The 18,904-nt window shown below is 70.1% G+C and carries 16 protein-coding genes; all 16 read right to left on the reverse strand.

The window, feature by feature from the left end; genetic code table 11:
• Nucleotides 1-109 precede the first annotated feature (109 nt).
• Complete coding sequence (locus KHF85_RS09730; protein ID WP_284569400.1) at nt 110-3,061, reverse strand: ligand-binding sensor domain-containing diguanylate cyclase; 2,952 nt, start codon at nt 3,059-3,061, stop codon at nt 110-112.
• Between the two features lie 136 nt (nt 3,062-3,197).
• A complete protein-coding gene (gene fliR, locus KHF85_RS09735) occupies nt 3,198-3,989 on the reverse strand; it encodes a flagellar biosynthetic protein FliR (RefSeq protein ID WP_284569401.1) in 792 nt (263 codons plus the stop codon).
• 151 nt (nt 3,990-4,140) lie between these two features.
• The gene (locus KHF85_RS09740; RefSeq protein ID WP_003469346.1) at nt 4,141-4,413 is read right to left on the reverse strand and encodes a flagellar biosynthetic protein FliQ; all 273 of its coding nucleotides are present in this window, start codon (nt 4,411-4,413) and stop codon (nt 4,141-4,143) included.
• Nucleotides 4,414-4,417: 4 nt separating this feature from the next.
• Nucleotides 4,418-5,239 carry a flagellar type III secretion system pore protein FliP gene (fliP, locus tag KHF85_RS09745; RefSeq protein WP_284569402.1) on the reverse strand — a complete coding sequence of 274 codons (822 nt, stop codon included), beginning with the start codon at nt 5,237-5,239 and terminating at the stop codon, nt 4,418-4,420.
• Between the two features lie 2 nt (nt 5,240-5,241).
• Nucleotides 5,242-5,658 carry a flagellar biosynthetic protein FliO gene (gene fliO / locus KHF85_RS09750; RefSeq protein WP_284569403.1) on the reverse strand — a complete coding sequence of 139 codons (417 nt, stop codon included), beginning with the start codon at nt 5,656-5,658 and terminating at the stop codon, nt 5,242-5,244.
• Nucleotides 5,655-5,993 (reverse strand): flagellar motor switch protein FliN, encoded by a 339-nt coding sequence (gene fliN / locus KHF85_RS09755; protein ID WP_064539665.1) that lies wholly within the window; start codon nt 5,991-5,993, stop codon nt 5,655-5,657. Before fliN ends, fliO begins: the two co-directional genes overlap by 4 nt.
• The gene (gene fliM, locus KHF85_RS09760; RefSeq protein ID WP_064539664.1) at nt 5,990-6,997 is read right to left on the reverse strand and encodes a flagellar motor switch protein FliM; all 1,008 of its coding nucleotides are present in this window, start codon (nt 6,995-6,997) and stop codon (nt 5,990-5,992) included. The genes fliN and fliM overlap by 4 nt, the downstream gene beginning before the upstream one ends.
• A gap of 12 nt (nt 6,998-7,009) precedes the next feature.
• On the reverse strand, nt 7,010-7,546 hold the full coding sequence (locus KHF85_RS09765; protein WP_284569404.1) for a flagellar basal body-associated FliL family protein: 537 nt from the start codon (nt 7,544-7,546) through the stop codon (nt 7,010-7,012).
• A 228-nt stretch (nt 7,547-7,774) separates the two neighbouring features.
• A complete protein-coding gene (locus tag KHF85_RS09770) occupies nt 7,775-9,088 on the reverse strand; it encodes a flagellar hook-length control protein FliK (protein ID WP_284569405.1) in 1,314 nt (437 codons plus the stop codon).
• Nucleotides 9,085-9,552 (reverse strand): flagellar export protein FliJ, encoded by a 468-nt coding sequence (gene fliJ, locus KHF85_RS09775; RefSeq protein WP_003472372.1) that lies wholly within the window; start codon nt 9,550-9,552, stop codon nt 9,085-9,087. The genes KHF85_RS09770 and fliJ overlap by 4 nt, the downstream gene beginning before the upstream one ends.
• Before the next feature lie 3 nt (nt 9,553-9,555).
• Complete coding sequence (locus KHF85_RS09780; RefSeq protein WP_003472374.1) at nt 9,556-10,932, reverse strand: FliI/YscN family ATPase; 1,377 nt, start codon at nt 10,930-10,932, stop codon at nt 9,556-9,558.
• Nucleotides 10,929-11,549: a FliH/SctL family protein gene (locus KHF85_RS09785; protein ID WP_284569406.1), complete on the reverse strand. Its 621-nt coding sequence runs from the start codon at nt 11,547-11,549 to the stop codon at nt 10,929-10,931. Before KHF85_RS09785 ends, KHF85_RS09780 begins: the two co-directional genes overlap by 4 nt.
• Nucleotides 11,546-12,532 (reverse strand): flagellar motor switch protein FliG, encoded by a 987-nt coding sequence (gene fliG, locus KHF85_RS09790; RefSeq protein ID WP_284569407.1) that lies wholly within the window; start codon nt 12,530-12,532, stop codon nt 11,546-11,548. Before fliG ends, KHF85_RS09785 begins: the two co-directional genes overlap by 4 nt.
• A gap of 10 nt (nt 12,533-12,542) precedes the next feature.
• A complete protein-coding gene (gene fliF / locus KHF85_RS09795) occupies nt 12,543-14,264 on the reverse strand; it encodes a flagellar basal-body MS-ring/collar protein FliF (RefSeq protein ID WP_284569408.1) in 1,722 nt (573 codons plus the stop codon).
• An 11-nt stretch (nt 14,265-14,275) separates the two neighbouring features.
• Nucleotides 14,276-14,638, reverse strand: a complete 363-nt coding sequence (gene fliE / locus KHF85_RS09800) for a flagellar hook-basal body complex protein FliE (RefSeq protein WP_003472382.1) — start codon at nt 14,636-14,638, stop codon at nt 14,276-14,278.
• A 340-nt stretch (nt 14,639-14,978) separates the two neighbouring features.
• Nucleotides 14,979-18,500: a glycosyltransferase gene (locus tag KHF85_RS09805; protein ID WP_409976684.1), complete on the reverse strand. Its 3,522-nt coding sequence runs from the start codon at nt 18,498-18,500 to the stop codon at nt 14,979-14,981.
• Nucleotides 18,501-18,904 lie beyond the last annotated feature (404 nt).

An 18,904-nucleotide genomic window follows, 5' to 3' on the forward strand; every position in this document is an offset into this window, starting at 1 on the left:
CCGTGCCGCGCCCTGTCCGCCGCGGCGCGCGGCCATGGCGATGCGCGCGCGCAGCGCGTGGCAATCCTTGGTATCGGCCGCGCTGCCACTTGGCTTGAGCTGCAATCGCTCAGCGCTGCAGGGCGTGTCCCGGCTGCGGGTCCAGGTGCAGTTCGACCCGGTTGCGGCCGCCATGCTTGGCCCGGTACAGCGCCTCGTCGGCGCGGCTGAGCAACTGCTGCAGGGTCTCGCCCGGGCGGTGCCAGGCCACGCCGATCGAGGCGGTGATCTCGAGCAGGCCGGCGTCGGTCAGGAACGGCGTGGCGCCGATCACCTGGTGCAGCGCGTGCAACCGGTTGTGCGCCGGCGGCAGCAGGCCCGGCAGTACCGCCAGCAGTTCCTCGCCGCCGTAGCGGCCGATCAGGTCGGCACCGCGCAGGTTTGCGTTCATGCGCCGGCCGACCCGCGCCAGCATCGCATCGCCGATCAGATGGCCGTGGCGGTCGTTGATCTGCTTGAAGTGGTCCAGGTCGATCATCGCCACCGCCAGCGCGGTGCCGTCGTTGCGGCTGAGCTGCATCTGCAGCGCCAATGCGTCGAGGATGCCGACGCGGTTGAGCAGGCCGGTCAGATCGTCGCGCACCGCCTTCAGCGCCAGCGCGGCGCGCGCCTGCTCCAGTTCGCGCTTGTCGTGTTCCAGCTCGCATGTGCGCTCGGCGACCAGCCGCGCCAGGGTGCGCTCGCGGCTCAGCAACTGCTTCACCCGCCAGTGCCACACCGCGGTCAGCAGCAGCGCCGCGGCCAGCGCGTAGGCGATCCACGCCAGCGGGCTGCGCCACCAGGGCGGCAGGATGGTGAACTCCAGGCGCACCACATCGCTGCGGGTGCGCTGGCGTTCGTCCAGCGCCTGCACCTCCAGCGCGTAATGGCCGGGCGACAGCAGGGTGTAGCTCAGATGCGCCTGCTGGGTGCTGGCCCATTGCTCCTGCAGGCCCTTGAGGCGATAGCGGAAGCCGATGGTGTCGCTGCCGCCGACCGCGCCGAGGGCCGAGACGGCGAATTCGATCGGCTGCTGCGACCAAGGCAGCTGCGCGCCGGCGGTGACCGGTTTGCCGGCGCGAGTGGCGCGCAGCAACTGCAGCTGCAGCGGCCGCAAGGCGAACAGCCGCGCCGGGTCCAGGATCTGGCTGACGCCCTTGGTGTTGCCGATCCACACCGAGTCGTCGGCGTCCTGGAAGAAAGCCCATTCGGAGGTGTCGTCCCACAGCAGGCCGTCGGCCTGGGTGACCCGGATCCAGCGCCCGCCCGACCACAGATCCAGGCCCTGGCTGCTGCCGATCCATAGCCGCTGCTGCCGGTCCTGGTGCAGCACGTAAGGCACGATCCGTGCCAGCAGCGGGTCGTCGACCTTGCGCAGCGACACGCTGGCGCTGCGCGGCTCGAACTGCCCACGCCAGACCCCGACATCGGCGAACGACAGCCAGACCTCGTCGTTGGCGCTGATGCTGAACTTGCTCAGTTCTGCGTCCGGCAGGGCCGTGCCGCGCAGGCGGATCGACTGCCAGCCCTGCGCCTGGCGCAGGTACAGGCCGTTTTGGCCGACCAGCCATAAGCGGTGGCGCGCATCGTAGCCGCCGCCGACGAACTGGTCGTGCGGCAGGTCGCGCGCCGGCTCTGCGCTGCGTCCGCCCGCCGGCAGCAGGAACAGGCCGCGGCTGGTCAGAATCCACAGGGTGCCGGCATCGTCGAAGAACATGCATTTCATCGCCGACAGCACCTTGGCCTGCTCCAGCATGCGGTCGCTGCCGCGGTCCAGCCGCAACACTCGCCCTGACGATTGCCCGAGCCACAGGGTGCCGTCGGCCGCATCGACCAGTTGCACCGTCTGCCGCAGCGCCTGCCCGTCGCCGTCGGTCAGCGGCAGCATGTGGCCGCTGTCGGGATCGAGCACGTTGGCGCCCATTTCGCTGCCGACGTACAGGCGGCCATCGCCGCGGCTGCGCAGGATCGACCAGGTCGGCCCGGTCGCCAGTCCCTGCAGTTCTTCCCAATGCTGGATCAGCCCATAGCCCAGCCAGCGCTGCACGCCGCGGCCGCGGGTGCCCATCCACAGGCGGCCCTGGCGATCGCTGAGCAGGGGCGCAATGTTGGGCGCCAGCGCTTCCAGCCCCTGCGCGCGCTCGAAGGCGCGCCACTGCCCGCCTTCCCAGCGCAGCAGGCCGGTGTCGCTGCGGGTCAGCACCCGGCCGTCGGCGTCCTCGACCAGGTTGATGCCCACCGCCGTGGTCGACAAGCCGCTGCCCGGCGGCGGCGCGCGTTCGCTGAAGCCTGCCGCGCCGGCCGGCCAGGCCAGTATGTGGTGGATGCTGCGCGCCCACAGCGTGCCGTTGCGGTCGCGCAGCAGCGCCAGCCAGATATCCTCGGGAACGCCGTCGGCGGGGCCGAGCCGGCGCAAGCGGCCTTGCGCATCCAGCCGGCATAGCTGGCGGCCGCAGCCCAGCCACAGCGCCTCGCCGATCGCGGTGACACCGTAAACCTCGGCCAGCGGCGCGGCGTCGCTCGTGCGCAGCGCCGCGACCTGCCAGCCGCCAGCGGCGCTTGCGGAGATCCGTAGCGGCCGTTTGTCGCTGAGCACGACGATGTCGTCGCCGAACGCCGCCAGCGATTGGCCCTGGTCGACCCGCAGGCGTCGCCCGTCTGCAGCGGGAACCGCGGCGAAGCGGCGGCCGTCGCCGACGTACAGCGCATTGGACGTGCCGACCCACATGCGTTGCCGGCGATCCTCGGCGATCGCATCGACCAGTGGACTGCCGAAGCCGGTATCGGCGCCGATCTGCTCGAAGCGTTCGCGTTCGTAGCGGTGCAGGCCCAGTTCGGTGCAGGCCCAGACTACGCCGTGCCGATCGGCGTACAGGCAGTTGATGGTCAAGCCCTGCAGGCCGTCGGCCTGGGCGTAGTTGCGGAAACTGTATTCCTGCGCCGCCACGGCGCCGATGCAGGCGCATAGCGCGAGCACGGCGGCGAGCTGCCACGCGATGCCGCGCGATAGTGAGGGCGACAGCGACGGGTGGCTGTTCGGCAAGGCGATGACTGGCGTCCCCGGAAGGCACTGCGCGAGGGTGGGTGCTGCGCGTGCAGCACCGCTGAAGAGACTATCGGCGCTCTCGCGCAAGGCTTGAATCGCGCAAGGCCCGGCAGCGGGCTTGCGCCAGCCGATTCTAGGCGGTTATCTGCCGCGCGGCGTCGAAGGCGGCATCGAACAGGCGCTGCACCGGCGGCCCCATCTCGCCGACCAGCACCGCCAGCAGCGCCAGGCCCAGCACAACGGCCACCGGCAGGCCGAGCTGGATCGGATTCAGTGCCGGCGCGGCCTTGGCCAGCGCGCCGAACGCCAGGTTCACCGCCAGCATCGCCACCATCACCGGCAGCGCCAGGGTCAACGCGCCGCGCATCATGCTCATGAAGAAATCCGGCGCCACCGAGGCCATCGCCTGCGCGTCCGGCAGCGCGTTGCCGATCGGCAGCGCCTTGTAGCTGTCCACCAGCAGCGCCACCACCGCCAGATGGCCGTTGGCGGTGAAGAACAGCAGGCCGAAGGTCAGGTAGAACCATTGCCCGATCACCCCGGAGGTGACCCCGCGCAGCGGATCGGCCATCTGCGCGAAGCCCAGGCCGGTGCTCTGCGAGACCAGTTCGCCGGCCATCGCGCCGGCTTCGAAGATCAGCCGCAGCATGAAGCCCATGCTCGCCCCGACCGCCAGTTCGCGCGCCACGCTCAGCACCACCGCGGCGTCGAAGCCGTTCCAGTCCGGCACCGGCGGCAGCAGCGGCGCCAGCGCCATCGCCAGCGTCGCCGCCAGCATCACCCGCACCCGCGCCGGCACCGCGCGGCTGCCGACCAGCGGCATCGCCATCAGCATCGCGCCGATGCGCAGCACGGTCCACAGGATCGCGCCGACCATCGCGAAGGCCTGCTGGCCATCGATGACCATTTGAGTTGCCGAATCCATCAGGCGGGGACCGGGCAGCGAGGGGGAAAGGCCGGGACCGGGGACCGGGGACCGGGGACCCGAACGGCGCGTATCGGGAAAGCCCAGAGGTTGCCCCTGCTTTTCCCGGTCCCCGGTCCCCGGTCCCCGGTCCCGTTCTCGCCAGCCACGCCTAACCCCCGATCAGATGCGGAATGCGCTGGAACAGCATGGTGGTGTACTCGACCAGGTGCGCCAGCAGCATGCTGCCGGTGGCGAACAGCATCGCGGTCAGGGTGATGACCTTGGCGATGAAGGCGATGGTCGGTTCGTTGAGCTGGGTGGCGGCCTGGAACACGCCGATCACCACGCCCACCACCAGCATCGACAGCAGCAACGGGCCGGCCACCCACAGCACGGTGATCAGGCCGCCGCGCAGTTCGGTCAGGGCCAGTTCGGGACTCATCGGCTCAGACTCCGTTGAAGCTGGCGGCGAGGGTGCCGACCGTCAGCACCCAGCCGTCGACCAGCACGAACAGCAGGATCTTGAACGGCGCCGAGATCAGCATCGGCGACATCATCATCATGCCCATCGACATCAGCACGCTGGCCACCACCAGGTCGATGATCACGAACGGGATGAAGATCAGGAAGCCGATCTCGAACGCGGTCTTCAGCTCCGAGGTCACGAACGAGGCCACCAGCACCGGGAACGGGATCGCGTCGGGGCCGTTGTAGGTGCCGTTGCCGGCCATGCCGGCGAAGGTCATCAGGTCGGCCTCGCGCACCTGCGCCAGCATGAATGCGCGTAGCGGCTGGGTGGTCAGGGTCCAGGCGGTCTGGAGGTCGAGCTGGCCGTTGAGGTAGGGGCTCATGCCCTGGCCCCAGGCCTTTTCCCACACCGGCATCATCACCATCGCGGTCAGGAACAGCGCCAGGCCCATCAGCACCTGGTTGGACGGGGTCTGCCCGGTGCCCATCGCCTGGCGCAGCAGGCCGAGCACGATGGTGATACGGGTGAACGCGGTCAGCACCAGCAGCATCGACGGCAGCAGGGTGAGCGCGGTCATCAGCATCAGGGTCTGCAGCGGCAGGCTCACCTGCTGCGCGCCGACCTTGCCGACGTTCACTTCCGGCAGCGAGGGCAGGGTCGGCGCGGCGTTCTGCGCGGCCGGCGCGGCGAGTGCCGCCGGCGCGGCCTGGGCCCAGCCCAGCGCCGGCAGCAGGCTCAGCGTCAGCAAGATCAGCAGCCTGCGCAGGCTGCGCCCGTAGCGGTTCCAACGAAGCGACATGGTCATTTGTCCTTGCGCAGCTTCTGTGCAAGCAGCTGGGCGAAATCGGGGAGGTGCTTGAGCTGCCTGAGGTTCGGCAGCGACGGCGCCGGCGCTTGCGGCAGCGGCTCGGGCAGGTGATGCAAGGTGCGTATCCCGCCCGGCGACACCCCGAGCAGCAGCTGCTCGCCGTTGACGTCGATCACCACCACACGCTCCTTGGCGCCGACCGCCAGGCTGGCCACCACGCGTAGGCCCTCGGCCGGGCGGAAGCCGCTGCCGGGCAGGCGCTTGAGCACCCAGGCCATGCCCAGGATCAACCCCAGCACCAGCAGCAGGGCGAGCACCGCACCGATCAGGCTCGGCGGCGAGGGCGCGGCGCTGCCGACGCCCGAGGCGGACCTGGCCGCCTGGGTGGCGGCTGCGAGCAATAGGCTCACCGCAGTCTCCGGATGCGCTCGCTGGGGCTGACCACGTCGGTCAGGCGCACGCCGAAGCGGTCGTTGATCGTCACCACTTCGCCGTGCGCGATCAGGGTGCCGTTGACGTACACGTCCAGCGGCTCGCCGGCGCCGCGCTCCAGTTCCACCACCGAGCCCTGGTTGAGCTGCAGCAGGTTGCGGATCGGAATGCGGTTGCGCCCGACTTCCAGCGACAGCGTCACCGGTACGTCCAGGATCATGTCCAGATTCAGTTCGCCGCCCTCGCTGCCGGTTTCCGGCTGCAGGCTGTCGAACTGGGCCGGGACCGGCTCGGGGATTTCGTTCTGGCTCATGACGCGTCTTCCTGAAGGGCGGGGCGGCGGCGCAGCGCGCCCGGGGGTTGGGTCGAAGTGATCTTCACGGCGTTCTGGCCGCGCGAGATGCCGAACTCGCCGGTGAACACCGGGATGTTCTCCACGCACAGGGGCACGTGTTTGGGCAGATCGATCGGCAGCACATCGCCGATCTTCAGCCGGGTCAGCTCGCGCAAGGTCATCTGCTTGTGCGCCAGCACGCTGGAGACGGTGACCTCGGCGGTGTTGAGCTGCTCGCGCAGCATGATGTTCCAACTCTCGTCGCGGTCCACGCGGTCGCTCTGGATGCCGGCGTCGAGCAGTTCGCGGATCGGCTCCAGCATCGAATACGGCAGGGTGATGTGGATCTCGCCGCCGCCGCCTTCCAGCTCCACGTGGAAGCGGCTGACCACCACGTATTCGCGCGGGGTGACGATGTTGGCGAAGTGCGGGTTGACCTCGGAATTGATGTATTCGAACTCCACTTCCATCACCGGCGCCCAGGCCTCGTGCAGGTCGGCGAAGGTCTGCTTGAGCATCAGCTGGATCACCCGCATCTCGGTCGGGGTGAATTCGCGGCCTTCGATGCGGGTGGGGTAGCGGCCGTCGCCGCCGAAGAAGTTGTCGACCACGGTGAACACCAGGGTCGGCTCGAACACGATCAGGCCGGTGCCGCGCAGCGGCTTGAACTTGATCAGGTTCAGATTGCTCGGCACGTACAGCGAATGCATGTAGTCGTTGAACTTGATCAGGTCGATGCCGCGCACCGACATGTCGGCCGAACGTCGGATCAGGTTGAACAGGCCGATGCGCCACAGCCGCGCGAAGCGTTCGTTGACCATCTCCAGGGTCGGCATGCGCCCGCGGATGATCCGGTCCTGGCTGGAGAAATCGTACTGGCGCGCTTCGCCCGGCTCCGGCGGCGCCGGCCCGGTGTCCACCGCGCCGGCATCGACGCCATGCAGCAGGGCATCGATTTCGTCTTGGGAAAGCAGGTCGGTCATTGTCGTCGGCCCTTACTGGGTCACGAAGCTGGTGAACAGCAGCTCTTCCACGCACTTCTTGCCGGTCTCGGCGGTCATCAGCTTCTGCGCGTCGGCCAGTGCCGCGGCCTGCAGCTTCTTGCGCCCGGCGATGTCGGCGATGTCCTGCGCCTTCACCTGCGAGAACAGCATCAGCAGGTGCGCGCGGATCGCCGGGGCGTTCTCGGTGATCAGCTTCAGCTCTTCCGGGTCGCGTGTCATCAGCTGCACTTCCATCTGCAGATAGTGCGGGCCCTCGTCGGGGCTGCCGTTGAGGTTGACCACGAAGGCCGGGTCCATCGCGAAGTACTGCGCCGGCTTGGGCAGTTCGGCGGTCTTGGCCGCGGGCTTGCCATGTGCGGCGTCGGGCTTCTTCAGGAAGAACCAGGCGCCGGCGCCGCCGCCGCCCAGCACCAGCACCGCGGCGATGACGATGATCAGCAGCTTCTTCTTCGACTTGCCGCCCTCCGGGGCCTCTTTGGGGTCCTTGGCGTCGGCGGATTTCTTCGATTTGTCGGCTGCTGCTGCCACGGATGGGCTCCTTAAGGGGGGACTCTGCCCCTGAGGATGCAATCGGTGTGCCGAAACGGCGGGGTGGGCTTGCCGGATATTTGACGCGGGCCGCGACGGCCCGCCATGCGGCGTTTTTTATGGGAGGAACTTCAGTCCCGGCGGGCTTTATCAGTGATGCCCGTCAGGGCTGAAGCCCCTCCCACAAGGAGCGGCCGGCGTCGGTCCGGCCGCGATGCTGCCGCTGGATTAGGCGTAGGCGTCCAGCAGGCCACGCTGGCGCAGCACCACCGACGGAATCCCGACGCTGCCCAGCAGCTCGTCGCCAGTGCCACCAGCGGCATTGCCGCCGTTCGACCCGCCGCCCTGGCGGGCGTTCTGCGAGGCCTGCTGTTGCTGCTGGCCCACGTCCGCCTGGCCGAGTTGGAAGCCGTGCTGGCCGAGCATTTCGCGCAGCCGCGGCAGGCTGTTCTCCAGCGCCTGGCGCACTTCTGGCTGGGCGCTGGAGAAGCTGGCGTTGACCTGGTCGCCGCTCAGATGCAGGCGTACTTCGACCGGGCCCAGGTCGGCCGGGCTGAGCTTGATGTGGGCGTGGCCGATCTTCTGGTCCGCCAGCCAGCTCATGCGTGCGCCCAGTTCGTCGTCGAAGTGGTCGCCGTGCAGGTTCGGGGTCGGGGTCGGCGAGCCGGTGAACGGCGCGGCGGGGTCGGCGCTGCGCGCCGGCGCGTGGATCCCGGCCGTCGCCAGCAGGTTGATCGGATCGGTGCCGGTGCTGGCGACGTTGCTGCCGCTGTCGGTGCTCTTGTCGGTGGCGCTCGCCAGCGCCGCCAGCGCGGCGACCGGTGCCGCGGCGTCGCCGCCGCTGGCCGCCTGCGCCGCGGCCCCGGCGACCTGCGCCAGCATGCCGCCGAAACCGCCGGCGGCGCTGGCGCCAGCGCTGGCCGCAGCGGTCGCCGGCGCGGCGGCGGTCGCGGCCGCACCGGCGGCGGTCTCGGCGCCGGCCGCTGCAGCCAGGGTGTCGCCTCCGAGCAGCGCGGCCACGCCCTGGGCGGCGGCACCGGCGACGCCGATCGCCAGCCCGGCCGCGCCCAGCGGACCGGCGCTCGCCGCCGGCAGCGCGGCCGCCAGCGTCGGCAACAGGCTCATGCCGATGCCGGCCAGGCCGGCCGGCGGCCAGCCGGCGTCTTCCTCGGCGTCCTCGCCCTGCTTGGCGTCGGCCTTGCTGCCCTTGGACGGCGCCTTGGCCGGGGCTTTGGCTTCGTCGCCGCTCTTCTGGTTGTCGCGTGCGGCCTGCGCGCCGGCCTGCGCGCTGCGCGCCGGCTCGCTGGCGGTGTCTTCCTCGCTCTGCGGGCGTTTGGCCGCCGCGTCCTTGTCGGCCGCGGCCTGCTGCGTCTTGTTGGCGTTGGGTCGCGGCGCCGGCTTGGGCGCGGCGCGCGCGCCGTCGTTGCCGAGCAGCTTGTCGAAGTCCTGGCCGCCGCTGCGGCCCTGGCCCTGCGGATCGCCGCTGTTGCTGGAGGCGCTGGCGCGGGCGTTGCCGCCCAGCGCGGAAAGTGGGTTGCTCATCGGCTGTCTCCGTTCTCGTAGTCGCTGTCGGCGGCGGCCACCGCCAGGCGCACCCGGCGCGCGCCGAGGTCGTCCATCTCGCGCTGGCTGCGGCGGTCGTCGACCTTGCGTTCCTGGGCGCGGTAGCTGGCTGCCAGTTGTTCCAGCACCTGCTTGTCGCGGCTGGCCAGCAGCAGCCGGCTGCGTTCCATTTCCACCTTCTCGCGATTGCGGTCCACGGTCTGGCACTGCTGCTGCACGGCGCTTTCCAGGCGATCCAGGAACGCGCGGCGGTTGGCCAGTTGCGCCAGACTGGTCGCCGACATCTGGCTGTTGGCGTATTCCTCGGCGTAGCGGCGCAGTTCTTCCAGCCGCGACTCGTGGGTCTCCAGCGCGCGCTGGCGCTCGGCCAGATCGCGGGCGACCTCGTCCTCGTGCTGCTGGGCACGGCGGAGCAGGGGATCGATACGCTGTGATTGCATCATGGCTTAATTCTCACGTTCGACCAGGCGCTTCAACGCGGCTTGGCTGTGGGGCAGATCTGCGGCTTTGGCGACATCCTGCCCGAGGAATTCCATGATCTCCGGCCAGCGCTCCAGCGCCTCGTCCACGGCCGCATCGTTGCCGCGCTGGTAGGCGCCGATGGTGATCAGGTCGCGGTTGGCCGAGTACGCCGAGACCAGCCGCTTCAGCGCGCGGATGCGCAGCCGCCACGGCTCGTCGGCGATGTCCTGGACCACGCGGCTGACCGAGGATTCCACGTCAATGGCCGGATACAGGCCGCTGTCGGCGACGCGCCGCGACAGCAGGATGTGGCCGTCGAGGATGGCGCGGGCGGCATCGGCGATCGGGTCCTGCGGATCGTCGCCTTCGGTCAGCACGGTGTAGAACGCGGTGATCGAGCCGCGGCCCTTGGCGCCGTTGCCGGCGCGCTCGACCAGCGCCGGCAGCTTGGCGAACACCGACGGCGGGTAGCCGCGGGTGGTCGGCGGCTCGCCGACCGACAGGCCGATCTCGCGCTGCGCCTGGGCGAAGCGGGTCAGCGAATCCATCAGCAGCAGCACGTTCAGGCCCTGGTCGCGGAACCATTCGGCGATCGCGGTGGCGCGGTAGGCGCCGTGCAGGCGCGCCAGCGGCGGGCGGTCGGCCGGCGCGGCCACGACCACGGCGCGGCGCAGGCCTTCCTCGCCCAGCGTGGTCTCGACGAAATCGCGCACTTCGCGGCCGCGTTCGCCGATCAGCCCGACCACGATCACGTCGGCGGCGGTGTAGCGGGTCATCATCCCGAGCAGGGTGGACTTGCCGACGCCGGAGCCGGCGAACAGGCCCACGCGCTGGCCGCGGCCGATCGGCAGCAGCGCGTTGATCGCGCGCACGCCCACGTCCAGCGGCATGGTGATCGGTTCGCGCGCCAGCGGGTTGATCGAGATACCGGCCATGCCGACCGAGCCTTCGGCGCGGATCGGGCCCTTGCCGTCCAGCGGCACGCCATCCGAATCGATGACCCGGCCGAGCAGGCCTTCGCCCACTTCCACGCCGCCGCGGCGGCGCACCGGCACCACCCGCGCGTTGGGCAGCAGGCCGTGGGTTTCGGCGCTGGGCATCAGCGAGGTGCGCTCGCCGGAGAACCCGACCACCTCGGCATCGACCCAGCCGCCGTCGACCTCGACCCTGCAGGTGGCGCCCATCGGCGCCTCGCAGCCGACCGCTTCCAGGGTCAGCCCGACCGCGCGGCGCAGGATGCCTTCGCGGATCAGGCCGCGGCCGGCGGCGGCGTCGAGGCCGAGCTGGCCCAGGCGCGAGGCCAGGCGCAGGTTGCGCGCGTCCAGCCAGTCGGCCGGATGGGTGCCGGACAGCGCGCTCACAGGCCCGCTCCGGACTTGCGCAGCACCGTCTCCAGCGCCGCGCGCAGGCGCGCTTCCAGGGTGCCGTCGATGCGTACCGCTTCGGCGTGCACGCGCAGGTCGCCGCGGCTCAGGGTGAGGTCCGGCACCAGCCGGGTGCCGTCGGCCATCGAGGCCAGCAGCGGGGTCAGCGCGGCGATGTCGTCCGGGTGCAGGCGCACCTCGACCTCGCGGCGCGCGCCGCCGACCGCGTCCAGCGCTTCGCCGACCAGTTCGGCCAGCAGCGCCGGATCGGCCTCGTAGGCGCGTCCGACCAGGCTGCCGGCGATGCGCACGGCCAGTTCGCCGAGCGCGCCGACCACTTCGTTTTCCAGCCGCGCCAGCGGCCGCGAGAAATTGTCCAGGATGCCTTCGATCTGCGCGGTCAGGCGGCGGATCTCGGCCTGGCCCTGGGCCAGGCCCTCGGCGTGGCCGCGCTCGAAGCCTTCGTGCTGCGCGGCGGACTCGATCGCCTGGATGTCTTCCAGGGTCGGAGGGCGCAGGACCGGTTCTTCCGGCAAGGCGTCCTCGAACTGCGGCTCCGGCGCCGGCGCGGCATTGAGTTCCGGCGCGAACCAGCGCACCACGTTGCCGCTCATACCATCGCCTCCGCACCCGCGCCGCCGAGGCTGATCACGCCCTCATCGGCCAGCCGGCGCACGATCGTGAGGATTTCCTTCTGCGCGCCTTCCACATCGGCCAGGCGTACCGGGCCGCGCGCTTCCATGTCCTCGAGCAGGATCTCGGCGGCGCGCTGCGACATGTTCTTGGTGATCTTCTCGCGCACCTTGATGTCGGCGCCGCGCAGGGCCAGGCCGAGGCGGTCGCCGCTGACTTCGCGCAGCAGGGTCTGCAACGCGCGGTCTTCCAGTTCGACCAGGTTGTCGAACACGAACATCAGGTCCTGGATGCGGGTGCTGAGCTCGGCGTCGATCTTGCCGATCGCCGCCAGCACGCCCTGGTCCTGGCCGCTGTCCATGAAGTTGAGGATGTTGGCGGCGACCTTGACTCCGCCGACGTTGGACGATTTCAGGCCCTGGTTGCCGGAGAACTGCCGCTCCATGATCTCGTTGAGTTCGTTCAATGCGTTCGGCGGGATGCCGTCGAGGGTGGCGATGCGCATCAGTACGTCGGCGCGAACGCGCTCTGGCAGCAGCTTCAGCGCCTCGGCGGCCTGGTCGCTGTCCAGGTGCGCCATGACGATGGCGATGATCTGCGGGTGTTCGTTGCGCACCAGGTCGGCGACCGCGCGCGGGTCCATCCACTTCAGCGTGTCCAGACCGGTGGTGTTGCGGCCGAGCAGGATGCGGTCGATCAGGCCGCCGGCCTTGTCCGCGCCCAGCGCCTGCACCAGCACGTTGCGGATGTAGTCGTCGGCGCCCACGCCCAGCGAGGTCTTGCTGCCGAGTTCGTTGTTGAACTCGTCCATCACCTTCTCGACCTGGTCGCGCGAGATGCCGCTCATGGTCGCCATGGCGATGCCGATCTTCTGCACCTCCTTGGGTTCCATGTGCTTGAGCACTTCGGCCGCATCGCTTTCGCCGAGCGACAGCAGCACCGCGGCGCGCTGGGTCCCGTTCATTGCATCTGCATCAGGCTTCACTGGCCACCCATCCCTTCACGACTTGCGCGACACGCTTGGAATCCTGCTTGACCGCTTCGCGCGCCAGGCGCAGACGCTCTTCGTAGGCGTCGGGCAGCGCGATCGCGGGACGGCTGCCGCCGGCGATGCTGGCGGTGTCGTCGGCCATCGACGGCAGCAGCGGGTCGTCGTCGTTGAGCATCGACACATTGGCGTTGTGCGGCTCGGACTTGTCCTTGCCGGCGTTCTTGTTCTTGGCCGGCGCCGGGCCGGCGATCTGGCGCAGCGCCGGGCGCAGCACGCCGAACAGCAGGGCCAGCACCACCGCCGCGCCGAGCAGCAGACGCAAGCCGTTCATCACCCGCGGATCTTCCCACCAACCGGGCTTGTCCGCCGCTTCCGGCGCTTCGCGCACGAACGGCGCATTCATCACCGAGACGGTGTCGCCGCGCTCGGCGTTGAAACCGACCGCCTGCTTGACCAGGCCTTCGATGCGGGTCAGCTCGGCGGCGCTGAGCGCCTGCTCGACCATCTTGCCCTTGGCGCCGGGCCGCGGCACGTGGTCGACCAGTACCGCCACCGACACGCGCTTGATCCGGCCCGGCGGCTGCCGGGTGTGCTGCAGGGTGCGGTCCAGCTCGTAGTTGCGGGTGGCGCTCTTGGAGCTTTCGGTCGGGGTCGCGGCGGCGGCCTGCTGGGCGTTGGCCGGGGTGGCGCCCGGGGTGCCGGCGGCGCCGGGCTGTCCGGGTGCGGCGGCGCCGGGCGGCGAATTGCTGGTCGCGCCGGGGATGCCCTGCGGGCCGCTCGCGGCGGTGCTGCTGTCGCTGACCTGCTCGCTGCGCAGCTTCGGCGGCTCGCCGTTGTACAGCTCGCGCGCTTCCTCGGTGACCGAGAAATCCATGTCCACGCTGACTTCCGGATTGACCCGGCCGGGGCCGGTCATTGGCTCCAGCAGCTCGCGGATGCGCTGGTTGTAGGAGCTTTCCTGGCGCCGCACCTGCTCGAACTGGGCCGCGTTCAGGGCCGCGTCGCTGTTCGGGTCGGCGATGGTCAGCATGCGCCCGCTCTGGTCGACCACGGTGACCCGCTCCGGGGTCAGGTCGGGGATGCTGGAGGCGACCATGTTGACGATCGCATCGACCTGGTTGCGCTCCAGGGTGGTGCCGCCGCGCAGTTCCAGCACCACCGAGGCGCTGGCCACGTCGCGCTGGCGGGTGAACGCGCTGGGCTTGGGAATGGCCAGGTGGACCCGCGCCTCGCGCACCGGGCGCAGGCTGGCGATGGTGCGCGCCAGCTCGGTCTCCAGCGCGTGCTGGTAGCGGGCGTTCTCGACGAACTGGCTGACGCCGAAGCCCGGATCCTTCTCCATGACCTCGAAGCCCATGTTGCCGCCGTTCTCGGTCAGGCCGGAGCCGGCCAGCTTCAGCCGCGCGTCGTAGAGCTTGTCCTCCGGCACGGTGATCGCGCCGGTGGTCTGGTCGAGCTTGAACGGGATCTGCGCGGTGCGCAGCAGGTCGGTGGCCTCGGCCGTGCCCTTTTCGTCCAGGCCGGTGTACAGCGGGGTGTAGGCGGGCTTCTGCGACCAGAAGAACACGAACAGGCCCGCGGCCACGGCCACGGCGATCATCGCCATCAGACCGATGCGGCGAGTGATCTGCAGACTCTGCAGGCGATCGAACCAGGCGCCTGCCTTTTCGCCGCTGAGAGTGTCTTTGCTGAGCGCAAGAGCCATCGTTGTCTACCTTACAGCGGCATGTTCATCACGTCCTGGTACGCCTGGACGAGTCGGTTGCGGACTTCCACGGTGGCGCGGAACGCCACCTGGGACTGTTGCGCGGCCATCATCACCTTGGCCAGGCCGGCGTTGGGGTCGCCCATTTCGAAGGCCTTGGCCAGATCGCCGGCCTTCTGCTGGGTTTCGTTGACGCCGCTGATCGCGCTGCGCAGGGTGTCGCTGAAGCTCGGGCCCTGCGTGCCCTGGGTCCCGGTCAGGCCCTCGATCGCATTGCTGCGCCCGGCATCGGCCACCTGCGCAGGCGCGGCCTGGCCGACCTGGCTCTGGTAGCTGCGGATCTGCGAGAGGATGGAACTGATGGAGTCGCTCATACGGGGATGTCCATGCCGGGGCGGCTACCCGGGATGGATGCAAGCGGTGTGCCGAAATCCGGCGGGTGCCGATCGGCTACCCGGAAGGACGGGCGAACGCATGGCCGCATCGAACGATACCAAGCTTCGCCCGTACCCTCATCCGCCCCTTCGGGGCACCTTCTCCCGGGGGGACAAGGGAGAAGGTGCCGTGGGAGGGCCGACGGCGGCGTCGGCTTCCCGACGCAGCCCGGTCGCGGTCTTCGCTCCCCTGGTGACGGCCGATTGACGCGCCGCGCCGGCGCGGGTCCTGGCCCGGATCAGGATGCAATCCTGGTGCCGGTTCCGGCGGCCGCTGCGCTCAGTCCGTCAGCCAGGCCGCGCGCCAGGCCTGCAGGTTGGCGCCTTCCAGCATCCAGTCGCGGCGCACCGCCGTGTGCAGCGCCTCGCCGGCCGCGGCGCGGGCAGGGGCATCGGCCAGGTGCATGCGGATGGCGTTGACCCAGTCGCGGAAGCGGTTCTTGACCAGGGTGGCGGGCAACCCGTTCTGGTAGGGCGGCAGGTCGCTGGCCACCACCGGGTAGCCGCAGGCGCCGTATTCGAGCAGGCGCAGGTTGCTCTTGCAGCGGTTGAACAGATTGTCTTCCAGCGGCGCCAGCGCCAGGTCCAGGCGCAGCGCGGCCAGCGCCTGCGGATAGCGTTCGAAGTCCACGCCCGGGTGCACTTCGGCCACATGCGGGCGCAGCCGCTCCGGGCACATGCCCATGAACACCCAGTGCACCTCGCCGGCCAGCGCCTGCACCACGTCGGCGATCAATTCCAGGTCGCCGGTGTGGCTGGCGCCGCCGGCCCAGCCGACCCGCGGCTTGGCGCCTGCGCTGGTCCTGGTCGGCGCGGGCAGATCGCCCCACATGCGTGGATCCAGCCGGTTGTGGACCACGCGGATGTCCGCATGCAGGCCGGCCAGGGCCTCGGCCAGGGCGGGGGTGGACACCACCACCCGATCCACCAGCGCCGCGGCGCGGCGCAGCGAGCGCAGCACGTCCTTGGGCATCTGCTCGCGATGCACGCTCTTCAGCGGCAGGTTGGGCAGGTAGTCGTCCAGCTCGTAGACCTTGAAGGCGGTGGAGAAACGGCGCATGCGCTCCATCTTCGCCAGCTCGACGTCGCCGACCCGGCGCTGCACCACCACCGCATCGGGGGCGATGCGCTCCATCTCCACCGGGTCGAGCAGGCGCGCGTAGTAGACGCCGTCGATCTGCCCGGCCTCGGCCAGCGCCTGGAACGGCTGGATCACCCGGTAGTGGCCGCTGCCGAACGCGTCGCCGGGATGCGCCAGGATCCGCGGCAGCGGCTTCCACGCCAGCGGCTGCCAGGAGAACTCGGATTCGCCCAGCTTGAAGCCGCCCGGCTGCTCCAGGCCCAGGCTCGGCGAGTAGGCCGGATCGTGTGCCATGACCGGTAGCCAGCGTTGAAGCAGCGCGTCGTCGGCGCTTTGCGGCCGTGGCGGCGCGGCGGGCTGCAGCAGCAGCGCTTCCGGCGTCCACAGGGTCCATTCGCCCAGCGCGGCGGCGCGCAGGCACAGGTCCACGTCGGCACCACCGTCGCCGAACCCGCCCGCATCGAACCCGGACAGCCGCTCGAACAGGTCGCGCCGCACCAGCATGCAGCGCTCGGACACGGCGCTGTAGCGGTGCGCCACCTGCAGCCGGCCCATGTAGCCGGACTGCGCCATCGGCTCGCCGGCGAAGGCATGGCCGGTGCCCGGCAACAGCCCCGGCAGCAAGCCGGCGTGGGTGATGGTGGCGTCCGCGGACACGCCCTTGGCGCCGACGATGCCGACCTCCGGGCGCTGCGCATGGTTCATCAGTTCGTGCAGCCAGCGGCCCTGGACCACGGCGCTGTCGGCGTCCAGGAACAGCAGGTAGTCGCCATGCGCCTGGGTCGCGGCCAGGTTGCGCGCCTCGGCCTGGGCCACGCGCTGCTCCAGCGCGAACACGCGGATGCGGCCGTTGCCCAGTTCGGCCACCGCCTGCAGCCATGCGCCGACCGCCGGCGAGGTGCTGGCGTTGTCGACCAGCAGCAGTTCGTAGGCCGGGTAGGCGGTGGTCTCGAGCAGGCCGACCACCAGGCGCTGCAGGGCCGGCAGATTGTCCTGGGCGATGGTCACGATCGAGACCGGGGCTTGCTGGGCGTGGCCGTAGTCGATGCGCTGCAGACCGCCTGGCAGCGCATGGACCTGGGCGGCCGCATAGCCGCGTGCGCGCAGGTGACTGGCGACGGCGCGCTGGCGCGCCTCGGCGCCCGCGGCAGCGTCGGTCGGTGGCGCGATCAGCAGCGGCTCGGGCAGATGCGCCAGGCTGGCGCCGGCATCGCGCTGGAACAGGCGCAGGATCAGCTCCAGTTCCAGTGCGCCGTCGTGATCGGGATCGAACCCGCCCAGCTCCTGCACCAGGGCGCGGCGGAACACCCAATGCCCGGCGGTCGCCAGCGGATTGCCCAGCAACAGGTCCAGGTCCGGATCCGGGCGCAGCACTGGGGCCTGGGTCTGGCCGTCCAGCGCCAGCCATTCGTCGGCATACAGCGCGCTGCAGTGCGGCTGCTGCGCCAGTTCCAGCAGCAACCGCAGCAGGCCGCCTGCGTAGAAACGGGTGCCGGCGCTGGCGCACAGGAACCAGTCCGCGTGGCCGAGTTCGGCCAGTGCGGCGTTGAGGTCTGCGGCTTCGTCGGCGGACGCCAGCGGCAGATGCCGCACCCGTGGATCCGGCCACGGCGTGGCCGTCGCGGCGCCGAGCACGGCCACGCTCAGCGTGGCGAAGGCGGCGCCGTCCAGCAGCAGGCTGTGCAGGCTGGCGTGCAGCGCGTCCGTGTCGCCGTTGCGCGCATCCAACAGCACCGCGAGCCGCGCGCCGCCGCCCAGCTCCGCCAGGCGCGCGTCGAACAGGGCGCGCTGGACCGGCGGCAGCTGGCGCTGCGCCTGCCAGTCGCGCAGCGCCAGCTGGGCGCGGCCGCGCGCATACTCGGCCTGGATCGCCTGCAGCAGATCGACCGGTGCGGCGTCGCCACCGTCCAGCGGGGTCACATGGACCAGGCGCACGTCGCCGTCGCCGCGGTACCAGCCCATGGCGCGCACGCCGCGGCGGAAATCGGCGTGGCCCTGGTCGCCGATCCCCGGCCGGTCGCGGCCGGCCTGGCTGTATTGGTCCTGCGTCACCCGGAAGCGGGTCAGTGGCCTGGCCAGCAGGGCGAGGTTGCCGCGGTGCAGGAGCTTGGCGTACAGCGCCAGGTCGCCGACCCAGTGGATCAGGCGGCCGTCGAGCATCATCAGCTGATCGCCGATCTCCAGCAGATCCTGGCGCCGGCACAGCACGCAGCTGGGCTCGCCGATGAAGTTGATGGTGTGATCGGCGAGGAAGGACAACAGTTCGGGACCGTCGAGCAGCACGTCGCTGGCGAACGGGAAGCTGGTGGCGTGGATGTCCGGCAGCGGCGCGTCGTCGCCGTCGATGCGCTGCCGGCGCGAGGAAGCCAGCACCACGTCGGGGCTCGACTGCATGGCCTGCACCAGCGCGGCGATGCAATCGGGTTCCAGCACGTCGTCGTCGTGCAGGAATTTGACGTATTCGCCCTGCGCGAGGCCGATGCCCTTGATGGTGCTGCCCAGTTCGCCGTGACGGAACGGGTTGCGCTCGTAGCGGATCGGGAAGCTCGCGCTTGCGCGCTTGCGCTCCACCGCCGCGGCAATCGTGCCATCGGGATTGTCGTCGCAGATCACCAGTTCCAGCGTCGGATAGGTCTGGCCCAGCACGCTGTCGAGCGTCCGCTCGAAGTACCGGAACTTGTAGGCCGGCATGACGATGCTGACCAGGGTGGGGGAAGTCATGCAGGCTTGACCATCTTGCTTGAAGAAAAAACAGCGATCGCGGTATGAGGCTTAGCTGCCGGGTGCGGCCCGATCTGCTAGTGATGCAATGTATGTGCCGGATCAGCAGGCTGCCCTGGCATGCTCCGTGGCCGCGTTGCTGCAGGCTGCTTCCGAGCAAAGCCAGCATAGCCGCGATCGACACTGTGCGACCAGTGTGGTGCGGGTCCAGCAATCCTCGAAGGGATCATCTGTCACATGCAGGGTTGCACTGGCCGCGTATCGACGATGAAGGACGCATGCCGATCATCGCGTCTTGCACTGGATAGATGCGATGCCGATGCCAGCACCGCATCTCTGGTTATCGCAGGTGATAAAATAAATGCAATATAGTTGTACGAATTTGGCAAATACGTGGTAATAAA

This window comes from Xanthomonas graminis pv. graminis (assembly GCF_030168915.1).
GTDB lineage: Bacteria > Pseudomonadota > Gammaproteobacteria > Xanthomonadales > Xanthomonadaceae > Xanthomonas_A > Xanthomonas_A translucens.